General features: G+C 70.4%; 17 protein-coding genes. 10 read left to right on the forward strand and 7 right to left on the reverse strand.

Features of this window, described 5'->3' with window-relative positions; all coding sequences use genetic code 11:
• Positions 1–104: 104 nt before the first annotated feature.
• Both OG266_RS37520 and OG266_RS37525 read right to left on the reverse strand, forming a co-directional pair.
• Positions 105–1,967, reverse strand: a complete 1,863-nt coding sequence (locus OG266_RS37520; protein WP_266467758.1) for an AAA family ATPase — start codon at positions 1,965–1,967, stop codon at positions 105–107.
• Between the two features lie 434 nt (positions 1,968–2,401).
• Complete coding sequence (locus tag OG266_RS37525; RefSeq protein WP_371553097.1) at positions 2,402–3,022, reverse strand: uridine kinase; 621 nt, start codon at positions 3,020–3,022, stop codon at positions 2,402–2,404.
• Positions 3,023–3,257: 235 nt separating this feature from the next.
• On the opposite strand from OG266_RS37525, the gene OG266_RS37530 reads away from it, so the two are divergent.
• On the forward strand, positions 3,258–4,637 hold the full coding sequence (locus OG266_RS37530) for a peptidase C39 family protein (protein WP_371551162.1): 1,380 nt from the start codon (positions 3,258–3,260) through the stop codon (positions 4,635–4,637).
• Positions 4,638–4,682: 45 nt separating this feature from the next.
• On the opposite strand, the gene OG266_RS37535 is transcribed toward OG266_RS37530, so the two are convergent.
• The gene (locus OG266_RS37535; RefSeq protein WP_371551164.1) at positions 4,683–6,164 is read right to left on the reverse strand and encodes a M1 family metallopeptidase; all 1,482 of its coding nucleotides are present in this window, start codon (positions 6,162–6,164) and stop codon (positions 4,683–4,685) included.
• Positions 6,165–6,375: 211 nt separating this feature from the next.
• Here OG266_RS37535 and OG266_RS37540 point away from each other — a divergent pair, with 211 nt between their 5' ends.
• The gene (locus tag OG266_RS37540) at positions 6,376–6,522 is read left to right on the forward strand and encodes an SCO1431 family membrane protein (protein ID WP_266467766.1); all 147 of its coding nucleotides are present in this window, start codon (positions 6,376–6,378) and stop codon (positions 6,520–6,522) included.
• 107 nt (positions 6,523–6,629) lie between these two features.
• Positions 6,630–7,295: a TetR/AcrR family transcriptional regulator gene (locus OG266_RS37545; RefSeq protein WP_371551166.1), complete on the forward strand. Its 666-nt coding sequence runs from the start codon at positions 6,630–6,632 to the stop codon at positions 7,293–7,295.
• Between the two features lie 51 nt (positions 7,296–7,346).
• Here the strand turns inward: OG266_RS37545 and OG266_RS37550 are convergent, their stop codons facing one another.
• Entirely contained in the window at positions 7,347–8,618 is a 1,272-nt protein-coding gene (locus OG266_RS37550) for a glycoside hydrolase family 18 protein (RefSeq protein ID WP_371551167.1), read from the reverse strand.
• A gap of 331 nt (positions 8,619–8,949) precedes the next feature.
• On the opposite strand from OG266_RS37550, the gene OG266_RS37555 reads away from it, so the two are divergent.
• Complete coding sequence (locus OG266_RS37555; RefSeq protein WP_266467775.1) at positions 8,950–10,122, forward strand: acyl-CoA dehydrogenase family protein; 1,173 nt, start codon at positions 8,950–8,952, stop codon at positions 10,120–10,122.
• Here OG266_RS37555 and OG266_RS37560 read toward each other — a convergent pair.
• Entirely contained in the window at positions 10,085–10,348 is a 264-nt protein-coding gene (locus OG266_RS37560) for a hypothetical protein (RefSeq protein ID WP_266467777.1), read from the reverse strand. The genes OG266_RS37555 and OG266_RS37560 overlap by 38 nt on opposite strands.
• Positions 10,349–10,545: 197 nt before the next feature.
• On the opposite strand from OG266_RS37560, the gene OG266_RS37565 reads away from it, so the two are divergent.
• Positions 10,546–11,673: a hypothetical protein gene (locus tag OG266_RS37565; protein WP_371551168.1), complete on the forward strand. Its 1,128-nt coding sequence runs from the start codon at positions 10,546–10,548 to the stop codon at positions 11,671–11,673.
• A 12-nt stretch (positions 11,674–11,685) separates the two neighbouring features.
• A complete protein-coding gene (locus OG266_RS37570) occupies positions 11,686–12,780 on the forward strand; it encodes a phosphotransferase family protein (protein ID WP_371551170.1) in 1,095 nt (364 codons plus the stop codon).
• A gap of 30 nt (positions 12,781–12,810) precedes the next feature.
• On the opposite strand, the gene OG266_RS37575 is transcribed toward OG266_RS37570, so the two are convergent.
• The gene (locus OG266_RS37575; protein ID WP_266467783.1) at positions 12,811–13,248 is read right to left on the reverse strand and encodes a hypothetical protein; all 438 of its coding nucleotides are present in this window, start codon (positions 13,246–13,248) and stop codon (positions 12,811–12,813) included.
• A gap of 267 nt (positions 13,249–13,515) precedes the next feature.
• On the opposite strand from OG266_RS37575, the gene OG266_RS37580 reads away from it, so the two are divergent.
• From OG266_RS37580 to fxsA, 4 genes are all read left to right on the forward strand, one after another.
• Positions 13,516–13,956 (forward strand): Lrp/AsnC family transcriptional regulator, encoded by a 441-nt coding sequence (locus tag OG266_RS37580; protein ID WP_266467785.1) that lies wholly within the window; start codon positions 13,516–13,518, stop codon positions 13,954–13,956.
• Between the two features lie 47 nt (positions 13,957–14,003).
• Positions 14,004–15,617 (forward strand): amidohydrolase, encoded by a 1,614-nt coding sequence (locus OG266_RS37585; RefSeq protein WP_371551172.1) that lies wholly within the window; start codon positions 14,004–14,006, stop codon positions 15,615–15,617.
• Between the two features lie 542 nt (positions 15,618–16,159).
• Positions 16,160–16,951 (forward strand): polyprenol monophosphomannose synthase, encoded by a 792-nt coding sequence (locus tag OG266_RS37590; protein WP_266467789.1) that lies wholly within the window; start codon positions 16,160–16,162, stop codon positions 16,949–16,951.
• Positions 16,952–17,076: 125 nt separating this feature from the next.
• Complete coding sequence (gene fxsA / locus OG266_RS37595; RefSeq protein ID WP_266467792.1) at positions 17,077–17,652, forward strand: FxsA family membrane protein; 576 nt, start codon at positions 17,077–17,079, stop codon at positions 17,650–17,652.
• Between the two features lie 141 nt (positions 17,653–17,793).
• Here fxsA and OG266_RS37600 read toward each other — a convergent pair whose 3' ends face one another.
• On the reverse strand, positions 17,794–18,168 hold the full coding sequence (locus tag OG266_RS37600; RefSeq protein ID WP_164314920.1) for an RNA polymerase-binding protein RbpA: 375 nt from the start codon (positions 18,166–18,168) through the stop codon (positions 17,794–17,796).
• Positions 18,169–18,291 lie beyond the last annotated feature (123 nt).

The following is an 18,291-nucleotide window of genomic DNA, read 5'->3' on the forward strand; positions in this document are numbered from 1 at the left end:
CCCACGGCCCCGCAGCAAACCTACAACCCAGGGGGGGTCTGGGGCGCAGCCCCAGAAGGATGGGACGGGTAGGGGCGGCGGGGGCGAAAAACTGCAGTCCCCGCTCACAGGGCCGAAGGATCCTGTGGTCCTCTCCCCGAGAGGACCTCCCCGTACGCCTGCATCAGATCCGGCAGCCGCAGTGTCGACAAGTCGTCGCGGGACAGCACGCCCGGATAGCCGGACAGCCGCAGATCCCGATACGCGCAGCTCTTCTCGTACAGCGTCCGCAGAAAGCGACCGTTGCCGAGCTCGTCGATCCACCCCTGGTCGACGACGTGCCCGGCGATCGAGCGCAGCTCGTCCAACGCCTCCTCGTCCCAGACGTCGCCGTTCTCGGCGGCCAGCACCTCGCCGATGGAGGTGAGTTCGAGCGGGCGGTAGGAGGGGAAGTCGACGCGGGTGGTGAAGCGGGAGGAGAGACCGGGGTTGGCGGTGAGGAGGCGGTCCATGCCCTCCGGGTAGCCGGCCAGTATGACGACCAGGTGGTCGCGGTTGTCCTCGGCCCGCTTCAGGAGCACCTGCAGCGCCTCGTCGCCGTACGCGTCGCCCTTGCCGTAGCCGGAGTTGGACAGCGAGTACGCCTCGTCCACGAAGAGCACACCGCCGATGGCCGAGTCGATCAGCTCGTTCGCCTTCACGGCCGTCTGGCCGAGGTACTCGCCGACCAGGTCCGCCCGCTGGGCCTCCACCAGGTGGTCGCCGCCGAGCAGCCCGAGAGCGTAGAAGACCCGGCCGAGAATGCGGGCCACGGTGGTCTTGCCGGTCCCCGAGGGACCGGAGAAGACGAAGTGCCGCTTGGGCGGCTGGACCGGGAGGCCCTGCCCTGCGCGCAGCCTCGCCATGTTCAACTGCGCGGACAGCGCCTTCACTTGGCGCTTCACCGGCTCCAGGCCAACCATGCGCTCCAGCTCGGCGAGCGCCTCGTCGAGTAACGAGGGGTCGGTCGGCCCCGGCGGCAGCGGCTGCACCGGCACCACGGCCTTCTCGCGCACCGCGTCGGCCTCCGGCGGCAGCGCGCCCGGCGGCACCAGCCCTGGCTCCGAGAGCTTCAGGTCCCGCCCCTCGGTGCCGAACAGCGGGTCGATGCCGTCGGGCCCCTCCATCATGTCCTGGCCGACTCCGGCGAGCGTGATCGCCGCGAGGTCGCTGACCTCGTCGTATCCGTCGCCCTCGGAGATCGCCGCGAGCCGCGCCGAGGTGTCCATGAAGGCGGGGTCGACCCGGTGCACCGCCCGGTACAGGGGCAGCGCGGCGGCGGACCGCCCGGTGCCCTCGTGCGCCCGCGCCAGCCAGTACCGCAGCTCCTTGCGCTGCGGCTGCTCGCTGCGACAGCGCATCAGGGCGGAGGAGAGGAGCGGCTCGGCCTGCCCGAACATCTCCAGGCGCACCCGGGCCATGCCGCCGAAGAGACCGGCCTCGATGCCCAGCATCGGATCGTGGATCAACGGATCCGTGTGCCGGACCAACTGCTCCCAGTCCTTGACCAGATACGCGCGGCAGGCGTGCAGGAAGCGCACCTGAGGGTCGGTGTCGACGGGCGGCAGACCCGCCAACGCCCGGTCCAGCTCGGGGACATGGCGTCCGTCCAGCCAGTGCGAGGCGTGCGCGAGCAGCAGATCGCGCGGGCTCTCGAGGACCGGCTGCACCCACCAGCCCAGCCAGTACCAGGAGTTGAGGGTGCGGCGGTGGCGGGTGCGCTGCTCCCCGAAGCGCTCCCGGTGCCGGAACATCCTGAGCAGCGCGGTCGTCGTGTCCACCCGCAGCGCGTGCAGTCCGAGCCAGCCGTCCGCCATACCCGGGTCCATCCGCACCGCGGTACGGAATTCCTCCTCCGCCTGCGGGTAGGCGCCCATCGTGTAGGCGTCCACCCCCCGCAGCCAGGCGAGGTCGGCCGGGGCCTCCGGGCCCTGCGTGCCGAAGTCCATCACGTCCCCCCACAAACCGTGCCCCCGATGGTCCTCCGCCGGGCAGGTGCCCGTCGGCAGCCTTGGTCGAACCGCTGTGCCGCGGACGGGAGTTGCGCCGGTGCGCAGAGCAGCCGTCCGAATATCGCACCGAGAGGCATCGTACCTGCGAGGGAGTGCCCATCCGAAGGGTGCCGCACGCCTCGTTCGACGAGGTGGGAGCAGATGGGGCGCACTCGGCTTGGTGACCGAGGGTGAGCGAATCGCGCCTCGGAGCGTCCGGAAAAGGGTCCGGGGCAGAACGAAGCCCCCGATCACGGGGGAACAACCGGGGGCTTCGCGTCTGCGGGGCGGCCTCGAACGGCCGCACATTCAGAACGTAAGACCTGTACGGCCCCCGGGTCAAGCCGAGTTGAGGCACTGAAGGAACTTCTCAGACATGGGTCTTCACAAGTTCAGCACACTGCGGATGGTCCGTCACCGTGAGTGATGTCGGGGTTGGGTCCAGGGGTCTCAGTGGGCCCGGGAAGCACCTCATATCCCTCGGAACACTGCCGCGCCAGAAGATCGGCGAACGGCCTCGAGGGGTCCTCGGCGAAGTGCCGGCGCTCGGCGGAGACCCATCCGTCCCAGAACTCGCCCTGCGCCTCGCCGTCCCGCCGCCGCCCACGCGTCCACGCCTCGCCGTGCGGCAACTCCATCCACACCAGCCGCGCCAGATACGGGCGCAGCGCGCGGCGGCCTGCGCCGACACCCTCCAGGATGATCACGGGCGCGGGCGGCAGCTCGCGGACCGGTCCGAAGCTCCGGGCGGTCCAGTCGTACGGGGCATAGCACGCCGTCTCGCCGTGCCGCAGCGGCTCGATGACCTCGCGCAGCAGCCGCCCGTCCCAGGCGAAGAGCTCCTCGTGCGTCGCGATGTCGTCGAGGTGCAGTACGGGTGCGCTGCCCAGTTCCGTGGCCAGCCGCGCGGCGAAGGTGGTCTTTCCGGAGCCCGCGTGGCCGTCGACGCCGATCAGGCGGACCGGGCCGCAGGAGGGCGGCAGTCGGCGCAGGTGTGAGGCGAGGTCTTGGATGGGGGATCCCGGGAGGGTGCGTTATTGGCGTATTTCTGATCAAAACTCTATACCGGGCGGCTGCCCCGCGTCCGGGGCCACCGCGTTCCGCGGCCAGCCACTGGTCCTGACCAATATTGGTCGGCGCCGCGAGGTCAAAAGTGCTGGCAGAAGCCGGGGGCGGCATTCATAGTTGGCGCACACCCGCGCACTGTGCTTGCCCGTTTCGGACCGGACACCCGGGGGTCATTCATCCATGCCCAGAGCTGAACAGCCGTCCCGAAGAACCGTCCTGACCGCGGCGGTGGCCGCGGCCGCGGCGGGATCCGCGAGTCCGGCGGCAGCCGCGGACCCGCCCGCGCGCCCGGCGAGGGCCCGGTCGAAGGCGCCCTCGAAGGCGCCGTCCGGTCTCGTGGACAACCGCGCCTGGATCTCGTACACCGACTGGCGCGGCGGCACCGCGAAAGGCACGCGGGCCGTGGCCGGGCTCCGTCCCGGTCTGGTGATCGCGGCCCCGACCGGCACCAGGACGTACACCGACCCGCACACCAACAGGACCGCCATCTGGGAGTACGCGACCTGGACCTCCCCTCTCCACGATCTCGCGGTCCCCTCCACCGAGGCCGTCGCCTCCTGGAACGCGGACACCCCGGCCGGGACCTGGCTCCAGGTCGAGCTGACGGGCACCTACTCGGACGGCACCGACACCCCCTGGTACGTGCTGGGCCGCTGGGCGGCCGGCGACCAGGACATCAGGCGGACCTCCGTCGACGGCCAGAGCGACGGCAGGAGCAGTATCTGGACCGACACCTTCTCCATCGACGACGCGGCCTCGGGCCTGCGCCTGGTCTCGTACCGGCTACGGCTGACCTTGTACCGCGCCCCGGGCACCAAGGTCACGCCCACGGTGTGGCGGCTCGGCGCGATGGGCTCAGACATCCCGGACCGCTTCACCGTCCCGGCCTCAACCCCCGGCCTCGCCCAGGAGCTGAAGGTCCCGCGCTACTCGCAGGAGACCCACGCGGGCCAGTACCCCCAGTACGACAGCGGCGGCGAGGCCTGGTGCAGCCCCACCTCCTCGCAGATGATCGTCGAGTACTGGGGCCGCAAGCCGACGGCGGAGCAACTGGCCTGGGTAGACCCGGACTTCACGGACCCGCAGGTGTGCCACGCGGCCCGCTACACGTACGACTACCAGTACGGCGGCTGCGGCAACTGGCCCTTCAACGCCGCGTACGCGTCGACGTACAAGGACCTCCAGGGCGTGGTGACCCGGCTCGGCTCGCTCACCGAGCTGGAGACGCTGATCGCCGCCGGCATCCCGGCCATAACATCGCAGTCGTTCCTCAAGTCCGAGCTGACCGGGGCCGGTTACGGCACCTCGGGCCATCTGATGACCGTCATCGGATTCACCGCCGACGGTGATGTGATCGCCAACGATCCGGCGTCGGCCGATGACGCGGCGGTGCGCCGCGTCTACCCGCGGCGCGAGTTCGAGAACATCTGGCTGCGCACGAAGCGGTACAACGCCGCCGGGAACGTCGCGTCCGGCACCGGCGGCGTCTGCTACCTGTACTTCCCGGCGCAACCGTCGGTGCGACAGCTCGCGGCGCTCGCGGCGGTCGGCGTCCGCTGAGGAGACGGGCGGCCCCTCACCCCCGTGAAGGGGCCGCCCGTCGGTTCAGTTCTGGACCGGATTGACCACCCAGTCGGGGTGACCCGGCATCGGCGGCGTCTTCGCGCCGTAGAGCCACGGGTGCAGGAAACCGTCGAGATCCTCGCCCGCGACCTTGGACGCCAGGTCGACGAAGTCCTGCGTACTCGCGCTCTTTCCGCGGTACTTGGTGACCCAGGCCCGCTCGATCTTCCCGAAGGTCTCCTGGCCGACCTGCTCGCGCAGGGCGTACAGGACGAGCGTCGAACCGTCGTACCGCATCCGCTTGAAGAGGTTCGGCTCGGTCGGTTCGGCCGGGGCCCCGTAGTCGTGGCGCCACTGGTCGTGGTTCTCGTACGCGGTCTTCATGGTCCCCTCGAAGCTGACGCCGCCGTGCGCCTCCGAGTACAGCCGCTCGTAGAACCGCGCGTGGCCCTCGCTCAGCCACAGGTCGGACCAGGTCTTCATGCCCACGCTGTCGCCGGTCCACTGGTGGGTGAGCTCGTGCACCAGGTTCCGCTCGGCGCTGACCTGGTCGCCGAGCAGATCGGCCTTCGGGATCAGGGAGAGCGTCTGGGTCTCCAGGGCGACGCCGAGGTCGGTGTCGCCGACGAGGAGGCCGTACCGGTTGAAGGGGTAGGGGCCGAGCCGCTCCTCCAGCCAGGCGATGTGGTCGGCGGTGAGCTTGCGGTACTGCTCGGTCGGCGCCACCAGGTCGGCCGGGACCGCATCGCGGATCGGCAGCCCGTGCGGGCCCGTGCTGTCGACGAAGGTGAACCTGCCGATCGCCAGCTGGGCGAGCTGCGCCGCCACCGGCTGTTCGGAGTCGTACGTCCACCGCACGCGCCCGTCGGCCTGCTCGGTGCGGTCGGTGAGCCTGCCGTTGGCCACGGCGGAGAGGCCGGCCGGTGTGGTGATGCGGAAGGTGATCGGCGCGCGCCTGCTCGGGTGGTCGTTCGCCGGGAAGATCATCTTGGCGCCGTTGGGCTGCGGATAGAGCACCGTGCCATCGGGCGTCGGGATCCAGCCGTAGTCCTCGATGGCGTCGTCGCGGTGGCGAATCTGGGTGGGGTCGGCGGTGTAGGTGACCTTGACCGTGAAGGCCTTGCCCCGGGCGAGGGCGCTCGCGGGAGTGACCACCAGCTCGTCGCCGTCGCGCACGGTGGCCGCCGGCCGCCCGTTCACGGTCACCTCGTGCAGGGTGTTGCCCGCGAAGTCCAGGTTGAAGCGGGACAGGGCCTGCGTCGCGGTCGCCTTGATCGTCGTCGACGCCTCGAAGGGTGTCTTCGGGGCCCGCCAGTCGAAGTCGAGGGTGTAGCGGCTCACCTCGTAGCCGCCGTTGCCGTCGAGCGGGAAGATCGGGTCGCCGAGCCCTGCCGCACCGGGAGAAGCGGCGCCGGAGCTCGTGGAAGCGGCCTGCGAGACCGGACCCGTCAAGGCGGCCGCCACGGTGATCGCGGTCGCGAGGGCGAGACGGGCGCTGCGGCGGGGCGTCCGGAACGTGTCCATCAAGGGCCTTTCGGTCGGCTGGCTGTCGTGTGATGAGACGCACACTCTGCGGGGACCGTTGTGGGGAAAGGAGCCATTCGAAGCTGATCGAAGTGTTCGGGGTGACCAAGGTCTCTACCACTGGAACCCGTTCCGGTGGCAAGGTGGTCGGGTCGGTGGGGAGCCGACGGAGGCGGGGGAGTCCACCGCACCACTACGTCAGCGAGATGCCATGACCGCGAGCTCCGCCACCGCCACCCGTGTCCGCGCCCGCACGGGCGGCCCCAAGGACGACGGACCCAAGATCCTGGAGCACGTCGCAGGCTGGACCTTCGTGGTCGTCCTGGCCATGCTCGTCACGCAGCTGGGCCTGCTGTGAGCTGAACCCTCGGTGGGCGCCCGCAGTCGACGAGAGTCGAACGAGCAGGTGGCGTCCGTCTGCCATACTTCGGAGGTTCCGTCGGCAGCCGGAGACCAGGATCGAAATTGAATAGTAGTCAGCAGCGTGGCGTCGAGCGTCCAAGAGCGCGCGGTACCGACCGCTCACTGGCGCGCCGCGCCGAACTCATCGCCATCGGGCGCAAGTTGTTCGCCGACACGTCGTACGACGCACTGTCGATGGACGACATCGCGCGACAGGCGCATGTCGCCAAGGGGCTGATCTACTACTACTTCAAGTCCAAGCGCGGCTACTACCTCGCGATCATCGAGGACTCGGTCACCGAGCTGGTCTCCCGGGCGGCGAGCGGCCTCGAACTCCCCCCGGCGGAGCGTGTGCACCGCACCATCGACGGCTATCTGCGCTACGCCGAGCACAACCAGTCCGCGTACCGCACGATCATCAGCGGCGGCGTCGGCTTCGACGCCGAGGTGCACGCCATCCGGGACGGCGTGCGCGAGGTCATCGTCGAGACCATCGCCGAAGGGGCGTACGGGCGGCGCGAGATCGCGCCGCTGCCGCGGATGGCCCTGCTCGGCTGGCTCTGCAGCGTCGAGGGGGCGACCCTCGACTGGATCGGCCACCAGGACCAGTCGCTGCCGCGCGACATCATGCGCGAGCTGCTGGTGAAGATGCTGGGCGGTGCCATGCGAGCGGTCGAGGAGCTGGACCCCTCGTACGTGGCCCCGGAGCCCGCACGCCGGGACGGCTGAACAAGGGGCGGGGGCCGCCGGACCCCCGCCCCAAGTGACTTGCCAGTACGGCTAGTTGATCGACTTGATCAGCTCACCGTTCGTGGTGTCACCGCTCAGCTCCCAGAAGAAGGTGCCTCCCAGGCCCTGCGCGTTCTTGTACGTCATCTTGCTCGCGATGGTCGACGGGGTGTCGTAACTCCACCAGTTGGTCCCGCACTTGGCGTACGCCGTGCCGGCCACCGTCCCCGTCGCCGGGCACTTCGTCTTGAGCACCTTGTAGTCCTCGATGCCCGCCTCGTACGTGCCCGCCGCCGCGCCGGTCGCCGTGCCGCCCGGAGTCGCCTGGGTGACGCCGGTCCAGCCGCGCCCGTAGAAGCCGATGCCAAGGAGCAGCTTCGAGGCCGGTACGCCGAGGCCCTTGAGCTTCGCGATGGTCGCGTCGGTGTAGTAGTTGGCCGTCGGGATGCCGCTGTACGAGGTCAGCGGCGAGTGCGGGGCCGTCGGTCCTGTGGCGGCCCAGGCGCCGAAGAAGTCGTACGTCATCGGGTTGTACCAGTCGACGTACTGTGCGGCGCCCGCGTAGTTCGCCGCGTCGATCTTGCCGCCGCTGGTGGCGTCGGCCGTGATCGCCGAGGTGACGAGGTTGCCGGTGCCGAACTTCGCACGCAGCGCCGCCATCAGGTTCTTGTACGCCTCCCGGCCACTGGTGTTACAGGTGGCGCCGCAGGCGTTGGGGTACTCCCAGTCGATGTCGATGCCGTCGAAGACATCCGCCCACTTGGAGTTCTCGACCAGGTCGTAGCAGGACTGGGCGAACGCGGCAGGGTTGGCGGCGGCCGCACCGAACCCGCTCGACCAGGTCCAACCACCGAAGGACCAGAGGACCTTGAGGTTCGGGTGCTTCTTCTTCAGCTCACGCAGCTGGTTGAAATTGCCTCGCAGCGGCTGGTCCCAGGTGTCGGCGACGCCGTCGACGGACTCCGCGGCGGTGTACGTCCGGTCGGTCGCGGCGTACGCGTCGCCCATCGCGCACTTGCCGTCGGTCACGTTGCCGAAGGCGTAGTTGATGTGCGTGAGCTTGGCCCCCGAGCCGGAGGTCTCGATGTTCTTGACGTAGTACTTGCGGTCGTAGGTGCCCCATTCGGTGAAGTAACCGACGACCTTGGAACCGGCCGCGGCGGCCTGGGCGGTGCCGGCCTGTGTGCCGGCCGCGGCGGGGGCGGAATCGGTGGTGGCTGTCGCGGTGCCCGCGCCTGCCAGGAGTCCCGCGCCGAGAACGGCGCAACAGGCGGCGGACAGGAGCGCCCGGAAGAGGGCGCGGGGACGGTGCGGTCTGCGCATCGATGTCTCCTCGTGGGGGAGGGGAGAGCGGGGGAGCCGTGCTGGGACCTGCCGAGTGCTGTTTGGCATGAACGCGGTGAGGCGTTGGAGGAACCCTAGGAGGACTAGACCAGTGCGTCAATGGTGCGGACCAATTTCCCTTTCTTTTAGTAAGCGGTCGTTAACTGGTGACTCGGTGCCTCCGATCGGGCATACTCACAGCGCCACAGCCGCTGGTCAGCCGGTTCTGTAACCCGGAACGGCAGCATCGGTCGAGGCCAGTGAGACCAGGCGGAAGCCACCCCACCCAGGTGAGCGTTCGCCAGTGCCCAACAGGGAGGAGAGCGTCCCCATGCCCGACCGCGCCCCGCAGCCGGTGGACCGTCAACTGCCCACGGACGAGGCCCGGGATCTGATCTCGCTCGTCCGCGACATCGCGCAGCGCGAGATCGCCCCGCAGGCGGCCGAGCAGGAGGACGCCGGGCACTTCCCGCGCGATGTCTTCCGCCTGCTGTCCGAGTCAGGACTGCTCGGACTGCCCTACGACTCCGGGTACGGCGGCGGCGACCAGCCGTACGAGGTCTATCTCCAGGCCCTCGAAGAGCTCGCCGCGGCCCGCCTCACCATCGGCCTCGGCGTCAGCGTGCACTCCCTCGCCTGCCACGCCCTCGCGAACTACGGCACGAAGGAACAGCAGGCCGAGCACCTGCCCGCGATGCTCGGCGGCGGCCTGCTCGGCGCGTACTGCCTCTCCGAACCGTCCTCGGGCTCGGATGCCGCGTCACTCCGTACGAAGGCGGTACGGGACGGCGACGACTGGGTGATCACGGGCACCAAGGCCTGGATCACCCACGGCGGAGTCGCCGACTTCTACACCGTGCTCGCGCGCAGCGGGGCCGAGGGTGCCCGCGGCATCACGGCTTTCCTGGTGCCGGGCGACGCCGAGGGCCTGAGCGCCGCGCCGCCCGAGAAGAAGATGGGCATGAAGGGCTCGCCCACCGCGCAGGTGCACTTCGACGGTGTACGGATTTCCGACGACCGGCGGATCGGCGACGAGGGTCAGGGTTTCGCGATCGCCCTGTCCGCGCTCGACTCCGGACGGCTCGGCATCGCGGCCTGTGCGATCGGCGTGGCCCAGGCGGCCCTTGACGAGGCCCTGGCCTACGCCACCGGCAGGCTCCAGTTCGGGCGGCCGATTTCGGACTTCCAGGGGCTGCGCTTCATGCTCGCGGACATGGCGACGCAGATCGAGGCGGGCCGGGCGCTCTACCTCGCCGCCGCACGGCTGCGCGACGCGGGCCGGCCGTTCTCCAAGCAGGCGGCCATGGCCAAGCTGCTGTGCACGGACACCGCGATGAAGGTCACCACGGACGCCGTCCAGGTCCTCGGCGGGTACGGCTACACCGCCGACTTCCCCGTCGAGCGCTACATGCGCGAGGCCAAGGTCCTCCAGATCGTCGAGGGCACCAATCAGATCCAGCGGATGGTCATCGCCCGTCACCTCGCGGGTCCTGAGTCCCGCTGAACTGCCCGTGGCCGTACATCGCCGACGGCGACGCCAGCCGGACCCACTCGGGGTCGTGGCGCCCCGGCAGCGTGCGGCCGCGATCGGCCCAGGTGCGGATGAGGGCGCGGTAGATGGGGGGATCCTGGAGCGGCGGCGCCTGCTGAACCGGCCGCTGAACCGATTCTGCGGGAGCCGGAACGAGGATCCTGCGCCGACGCCCGGTCGCTGAATATGTGGGGGTCATACCGGGGCAACGCATGGGCGGGCGGGCAGGTCACCGGCGCCCGGAATCGACCGTGAGTTCGCGGTGAGCCCGTACGGGGACTTCGGACGGGCGCACGATCTGGCCCCCGGCAGGTATCTGACGTACCGTCATCTGCGCCGCCGGGGGCCGCACCCCTCCGGGCGACGTCAACTGCCGTGCGCCCAGGGAGGCTTGCCGTGCCCGACGACCGCCCCGTTGCCCTCGACGAGTACCCCGTGCACCAGGTGCCCCTGTCCATGAAGCACGTCGCCACCGGGGACCGGAACGCCTACGACCGCTGCATCTTCCACGTCTTCGACCACCACGGACGGGCGCTGCTGATCGTGGGGCTCGGCGTGTATCCGAACGCCGGGGTGATCGACGCGTACGCCACCCTGCGGGACGGGAACCGCCTGCACGCGGTACGGGCGTCGGACGCGCTCGGCGACGACCGGATGAACCTCTCCGTGGCACCACTGCGCATCCTTGTCGAACGCCCCCTGAAGGACTTCGTCCTGCGGTGTGAGGCCGATCCCGACGACCCCGACGGGCTGTCGTACGAGATCAACTGGTCGGCGGATTTCCCGGCCCTCTGGGAGCCGCACCACCTGCAGCGGCGAGGCGGACGGCTCACTCTGGAAGGCAGGCGCTTCGTGCAGGCGGGACGCTGCGAGGGCTGGATCCGCGTCGGCGGCGAGGAGATACGCCTGACCGGTGACCAGTGGACCGGCACCCGCGACCGCAGCTGGGGCGTGCGCCCGATTCCGGGCGAGGAGGGCGGCCGGCTCGCGGAGGACAACCCGACCGAGGGATTCCACTGGCTCTGGTGCCCGGTGCGCTTCGAGGACCGGTTCCTGATGGTCGTCATCCAGGAGGACGCCGACGGATACCGCACCCTCAACGACGCGACACTCGTACGCGACGGGCAGCGCGACCTCCAACTCGGCTGGCCCCAGGCCGACATCGCCTACCGCCCGGGTACCCGCCACCCCACGTCCGCCGTCATCCACCTCACCCATCCGGCGGACCGCAAACCCATGGAGCTGGGCGTGGAGGTCCTCACCTCCTCCCCGCTGGCCGTGGGCGCCGGCTATCCGCCCGCCGACGACTGGCAGCAGGGCACCTGGCGCGGCCGCGGCTGGACCGACCGCCGCGTCTACGACCTCTCCGACCCGTCGGCTCACCCGCTCGCCGCGTACGGGGTGATCGACCACGCCGCCCGCTTCACGCTGAACGGGCAGACCGGACACGGGATCTTCGAGCACGGCTCGTTCGGCCGCCACGATCCCAGCGGCTTCACCGGATTCGACTCGGTCGCGCACTGAAGGGGCCCTGAGATGACCACAGCACCCCGCCCGCGTACGACGACCCGCGACCTCCAGGAGCTGACCGGCCGGCTGACCGGCTGGCTCGCCACGCGCCTCCCCGGCGCCAGGGCGGTGAACGTCACCGTCCCCGAGTCCAACGGCATGTCCAGCGAAACCCTGCTCTTCGACATCGAGCACCCCGAACCACCCTTGCGCGCCTGCGCGTTGAGACTTGCGGCGGACCCGGCGGCGTACACGGTCTTCCCCGTCTACGACATGCCCAGGCAGTACCGCACGATGCGGCTGGTCGCGGAACACGCCGACCTGCCCGTGCCGCGCGTGCTGTGGCTGGAGGAGGACCCGGGCCCGCTCGGAGCGCCGTTCTTCGTCATGGAACGGATCGCCGGGCGAGTGCCGCCGGACGTCATGCCCTATACGTACGAGGGGAATTGGCTCCACGCGGCGAGCGACGAGGAGCGAGAACTCCTCGAGTCGGCCTCGATCGGACTTCTGGCGCGTCTGCACGACCAAGTGCCCGTGAAGGAGGCGGACTTCCTGTCCCTCACGGGTGACGGCAGCCCGCTGAGGCGTCACGTCGAGGCACAACACGCCTACTACGAATGGGTGGTTGACGGGCTGTCACGCTCGCCCCTCATCGAGAGCGCCTTCGCCCGGCTCGACGACCTGTGGCCGCGCGACGAGGGTGAGGCGGTGCTCAACTGGGGCGACGCGCGCATCGGGAACGTCATCTACGACGGTTTCGAACCCGCCGCCGTCCTCGACTGGGAGATGGCGGCCCTGGCCCCGCGCGAGGTGGACCTCGGCTGGACCGTCTATCTGCACCGCTTCTTCCAGGACCTCACCGTGAGCTTCGGCCAGGCGGGCCTGCCCGACTTCCTGCGCCGCGACCGGGTGGAGCGGCGCTACGCCGAACTCACCGGCCACACACCGCGGGACATGGACTTCTACACGCTGTACGCCGCTCTGCGCCACGCGATCGTGATGCTGCGCATCGCCTACCGCCAGGCGCACTTCGGCGAGGTCACCGTCCCCCGGGACCCGGACACACTGATCCTGCACCACGGCAGCCTGCGAGCCATGGTGCAGGGCAGCTACTGGAGTTGACCGGTCGTCAGTCGCGGAACGCGAGGACGGTCAGGCGGCCAGGCGCCGCATCTCGGGGACGCGGATGGGGCGCGAGCTCGGGCCGCCCACGTGCGAGAACGGCTGGGTCCGCCAGTCGAGCCCCTGAGGGAGCGTCAACAGCAGGGCCGTGTCCTGCTCCTGGAGTTCCGCGGTCTCGTCCGCGGGCTGCGCGTCGTCCGCCGCCCGGCCCGTACCGGTGCAGACCGTGAGACCGAACGGGTTCCACGGCGAGGCGCACAGCGCGTGCTCGGGCAGGACCTCCTCGTCCGCCAGGAGCGCGATGGGCTGCGCGCAGTCCGGGCAGATCACCCGGTACATCTCGAAGGTGTCGTACGCGTCGAACTCCTCACCGTCCAGGGCGTCGGGTTCGACGCCCTCCGGCTCGGGTTCGGACACGGCCTGCTGCCGCTTGGACGCGGTACGACCAGGGCGCTTAAGACTCTGCATGGGTTTCTCCCCCTCGGGTGGGCCGACAAGGCACTGCGGCCTCGACCACAGCAAGCACTTCCCGTCCCGTCTCTGCCGTAATCACGAGAACATCACGGACCCGGTTCCGACTATGTGGCGTTCGTCACATGCCGCCCGCAGGTGCCCGGCCCGGTGGATTTGTCCCCCCGTCTCCTCGCAGGCCACTCCCGGCTACATCACAAACCGGGTATGACCTGCGCCGCTCAGGTATCCGACGGGATCAAGGGCCCTGTAGGTTCTTGCGCCATGGAGGAGCTGGACCGACAAATCGTGCAGCTGCTCGTCGCGGACGGGCGGATGAGTTACACCGACCTGGGCAAGGCCACGGGCCTGTCCACGTCTGCCGTGCACCAACGGGTGCGCCGGCTGGAGCAGCGCGGAGTCATCCGCGGCTATGCCGCGGTCGTGGACCCGGAGGCCGTCGGGCTGCCCCTGACCGCCTTCATCTCGGTGAAGCCGTTCGACCCCAGCGCCCCCGACGACATCGCGGAACGCCTCGCCGGTGTGCCCGAACTCGAGGCCTGCCACAGCGTCGCGGGCGACGAGAACTACATCCTCAAGGTGCGCGTCTCGACCCCGCACGAGCTGGAGGAGCTCCTCGCCCGGCTGCGTTCCCTCGCGGGGGTGTCGACGCGGACGACGGTGGTGCTGTCGACGCCCTACGAGGCTCGGCCGCCCCGGATCTGACGGCCCCCGGCGCGGAGCGGGTCGCCACAGGGGCGAGACTGTTCCCCATGAGTGAGAGCACCGCCCCGTCGGACACCGTGCTGCTGCGCGGTGGAGAAGTCCACAGTCCCGCCGATCCCTTCGCCACCGCGATGGTCGTCGAACGCGGGCAGGTCGCCTGGGTCGGCTCGGAGGGCGCGGCCGACGCCTTCGCGGACGGGGTCGACGAGGTCGTGGACCTCGAAGGCGCACTGGTCACCCCGGCGTTCACCGACGCACACGTGCACACCACCTCGACGGGCCTCGCGCTCACCGGCCTCGACCTGTCCGACGCCCCCTCCCTGGACGCCGCGCTCGCCCTCGTACGGGACTTCGCCACCGCCCGCCCCACCGACCGGGTCCTCCTCGGTCACGGCTGGGACGCCGCCCGCTGGCCCGGCGGACGCCCTCCCACGCGCGCCGAACTCGACGAGGCGACCGGCGGACGCCCGCTGTACCTCTCGCGCATCGACGTCCACTCGGCCGTCGTCACCACCGCCCTCCTGGACCTGGTTCCGGGGGTCACCGATCGCGCCGGGTACCAGGACGGCCCGCTCACCCGCGACGCCCACCACGCCGTCCGTGCCGCCGCCCTCGGCGCCATCACCGGGGAGCAGCGCACCCGGGCCCAGCGCACCGCGCTCGCCCACGCCGCCTCCCTCGGTATCGGCTCCGTCCACGAGTGCGCGGGCCCGGACATCTCCTCCGAGGACGACTTCACCGGGCTGCTGCGGCTGGCCGCCGAGGAGCCGGGCCCCAGGGTCGTCGGCTACTGGGCCGAACAGGACATCGACAAGGCCCGTGCCCTGGGCGCGATCGGCGCCGCGGGCGATCTCTTCGTGGACGGCTCCCTCGGCTCGTACACCGCCTGTCTGCACCAGCCGTACGCCGACGCCGCCCACACGGGCACCGCCTACCTCGACGCGGCAGCCGTCGCCGCCCATGTCGCCGCGTGCACCGAGGCGGGCCTCCAGGCGGGCTTCCACGCCATCGGGGACGCCGCGGTGACCTCCGTGGTCGAAGGAGTGCGTGCCGCCGCGGAGAACGTCGGTCTGGCCCGCGTACGCGCCGCCCGGCACCGCGTCGAACACGCCGAGATGCTCACCCCCGAGACCATCGCGGCCTTCGCCGAGCTGGGCCTCACCGCCTCCGTGCAGCCCGCCTTCGACGCGATCTGGGGCGGCGAGGACGGTATGTACGCCCAGCGCCTGGGTGCCGAACGGGCCCGTACGCTCAACCCGTTCGCGGCCCTGCTGCGCACCGGCGTGCCGCTCGCCTTCGGTTCCGACAGTCCCGTCACCCCCTTCGACCCGTGGGGCACCGTCCGCGCGGCGGCCTTCCACCGGACGCCGGAGCACCGGGTGTCCGTACGCGCAGCCTTCACGGCACATACGCGCGGTGGATGGCGGGCCATCGGACGGGACGACGCGGGTGTCCTGGTGCCGGGCGCGCCCGCGGACTACGCCTTGTGGCGCACCGAGGACCTGATCGTGCAGGCTCCCGACGACCGGGTCGCACGCTGGTCCACCGACCCTCGCTCCGGCACACCCGGGCTGCCGGATCTGACCCCAGGGAACGACCTGCCCGTCTGCCTGCGCACCGTCGTGGGCGGCCGGACGGTATTCGTACGGCCTAACGAGTGATGTCCCGGGGTGGCGCGGCTCCGATCACCGCCCGCCGCCCCGTCGCGCGACCTGCGCATCCTCCGCACTGACCAGGCGTTTGAGGGTAAAAGCGCAGGTCAGACGGCTGTTGACAGCTGGCCGCAGGTGGCGGGTAGGTTCGGCCGGGTCCACCACCGGACGTCCGACGGGGGAACTTCCGCGCGGTCTCGAAGCGCCGCTGGGTCAGGGGCGGTGTGCCGCACCGGCGCACCACCACTGGGAGCCAGGCCCAGCACCCGCGCAACGAGAGGCGAGGGAACGTTCCGACACGTCGGCAGGTGTGACCCGGGTGGGGCCCGGACGTTCAGTAGACAACGGCTTTCGGTCGACCCGCAGCCAGCGGGTCCCTGGTCGGCCCGAAGGGCGCCGGGCCCCGATCCGCAGCAGGTGAGCTGCGCCAGGCGGGTTTTCCTCTTACCCGCCTCTTGTCGAATCGACACCCCCGTACCGACACCGCGGCGTGGCAGCGCAGGTTGAGGCCACTATGGTGGACCTCTGCGTACGGACTCGAAGGGGCAGCAGTGAACGACGGCGACGCGACCCTCGCGGCGGAAGCCCAGGGGAGACAGTTCGGCCCGCTCGGCACCGCCTTGGTGATCATCCCGACCTACAACGAGGCGGAGAACATCAAGAAGATCGTCGGCAGGGTGCGCGCCGCTGTGCCCGAGGCGCACGTCCTGGTGGCCGACGACAACAGCCCCGACGGCACCGGCAAGCTCGCCGACGAGGTAGCCGCCGAGGACGAGCAGGTCCAGGTGCTGCACCGCAGAGGCAAGGAAGGTCTCGGCGCCGCCTATCTCGCGGGCTTCCGCTGGGGCATCGAGCACGGCTACGGCGTACTCGTCGAGATGGACGCCGACGGCTCCCACCAGCCGGAGGAACTGCCCCGCTTGCTGACCGCCCTCAAGGGCGCCGACCTCGTGCTCGGCTCGCGCTGGGTACCCGGCGGGCGGGTCGTGAACTGGCCCAAGTCCCGCGAGTTCATCTCGCGCGGCGGCAGTCTGTACTCCCGAGTCCTGCTCGATGTGCCGATCCGCGACGTCACGGGCGGCTACCGTGCCTTCCGCAGCGAGACCCTCCAAGGCCTCGGCCTCACCGAGGTCGCCTCCCAGGGCTACTGCTTCCAGGTCGACCTGGCCCGGCGTGCCGTCAAGGCCGGCTATCACGTGGTCGAGGTGCCGATCACCTTCGTCGAGCGGGAACTCGGCGACTCCAAGATGAGCCGGGACATCCTGGTGGAGGCCCTTTGGCGGGTCACCACGTGGGGCGTGGGGGAGCGGCTCGGACGGATCACGGGGCGCAAGTCCCGCTGACGGCGATCCGAGCGACGTACGGCCTCTGCGCGTGTTCCGGCCTTCAGCGGCTCCGTCCCCGACCCACAGGCGCTGTTGATCATCCGCTTATCCCGTACTGAGCCGCGTCCAGGCACACTGGGAACATGACGACTGGCGCTCCCACTCCCACGTACCCCGCTCGCCCGCGGCGCTCGCGGCTGCGCACCTTCCTGCCGCTGGGCATCGCCGTGTGGCTGGTGCTGGAGATCTGGCTGCTGACCGTGGTGGCGGGCGCGGCGAGCGGCCTAACGGTCTTCCTGCTGCTTGTCGCGGGCTTCATCCTCGGATCCGTGGTCATCAAGCGGGCCGGGCGCCGGGCCTTCCGCAACCTCAGCGAGACGCTGCAACAGCAGCAGAGCGGGGTGGCGCCCACGAGCGGGACCGGCAAGGGCGACGGCAACGGCCTGATGATGCTCGGCGGCCTCCTCCTGATGATCCCCGGCCTGATCTCCGACGCCTTCGGCCTGCTCCTGCTGATCCCGCCGGTCCAGAAGGCCCTCAGCCGCTACGCGGAGCGGACGATCGACCGCAAGATCGCGGCGGCCTCTCCGGGCACGCTGGGCGACGCCTTCCAGCAGGCACGCATGCACCGCCCGGACGGCAAGGTCGTACAGGGCGAGGTCATCAGGGACGACACGGGCCGCCAGGAGCCCGGCCCGCGCCCGCCGCTCAACGGCTGAGTGCTCGCCCTGGGGGCGCGGCCCCCAGGGCCGGCGCCTCCGGGCGTCCCCGGAACGCACAAAGCCACGGACCCCGTACCCATCAGGTACGGCGCCCGCGGCTGCGTGCGTTCGTGGTATGCCACTCAACCCCCGGAGGGGTTACGCGGACTTGCGGCTGTCCCGCGGATGTACCGCGATGTTCATCGCGCCGGAGCGCAGAACCGCCAGACGCTCCTCAAGGACCTCTTCGAGTTCCTCTCGGGTGCGTCGCTCCATCAGCATGTCCCAATGTGTACGCGCGGGCTTGGCCTTCTTTTCCTCAGGGCCGTCGCCGTCCACCAGGAGTGCCTGGGCCCCGCAGACCTTGCACTCCCACTCGGACGGGATCTCCGCCTCGACCGAGAAGGGCATCTCAAAGCGATGTCCCTTCTCGCATGCGTACTCCACGGCCTGGCGCGGGGCCAGGTCGATGCCGCGGTCCGTCTCGTAGCTTGTCACCACGAGGCGCGTACCGCGAAGAGCTCGCTCACTCATGAATCGTGCCTCCCGGGCTTGTCGCCCACAGGACAGGTGTCGCTGTCGTCGTCATCCGGTCAACGTCCGGTCGGCGGTAAAGATTCCCGTTCCGGGTCATGCGTCGCCGTCGTAGCCGCCCCT

Origin of the sequence: Streptomyces sp. NBC_00554 (genome assembly GCF_041431135.1) — a bacterium.
Lineage (GTDB): Bacteria > Actinomycetota > Actinomycetes > Streptomycetales > Streptomycetaceae > Streptomyces.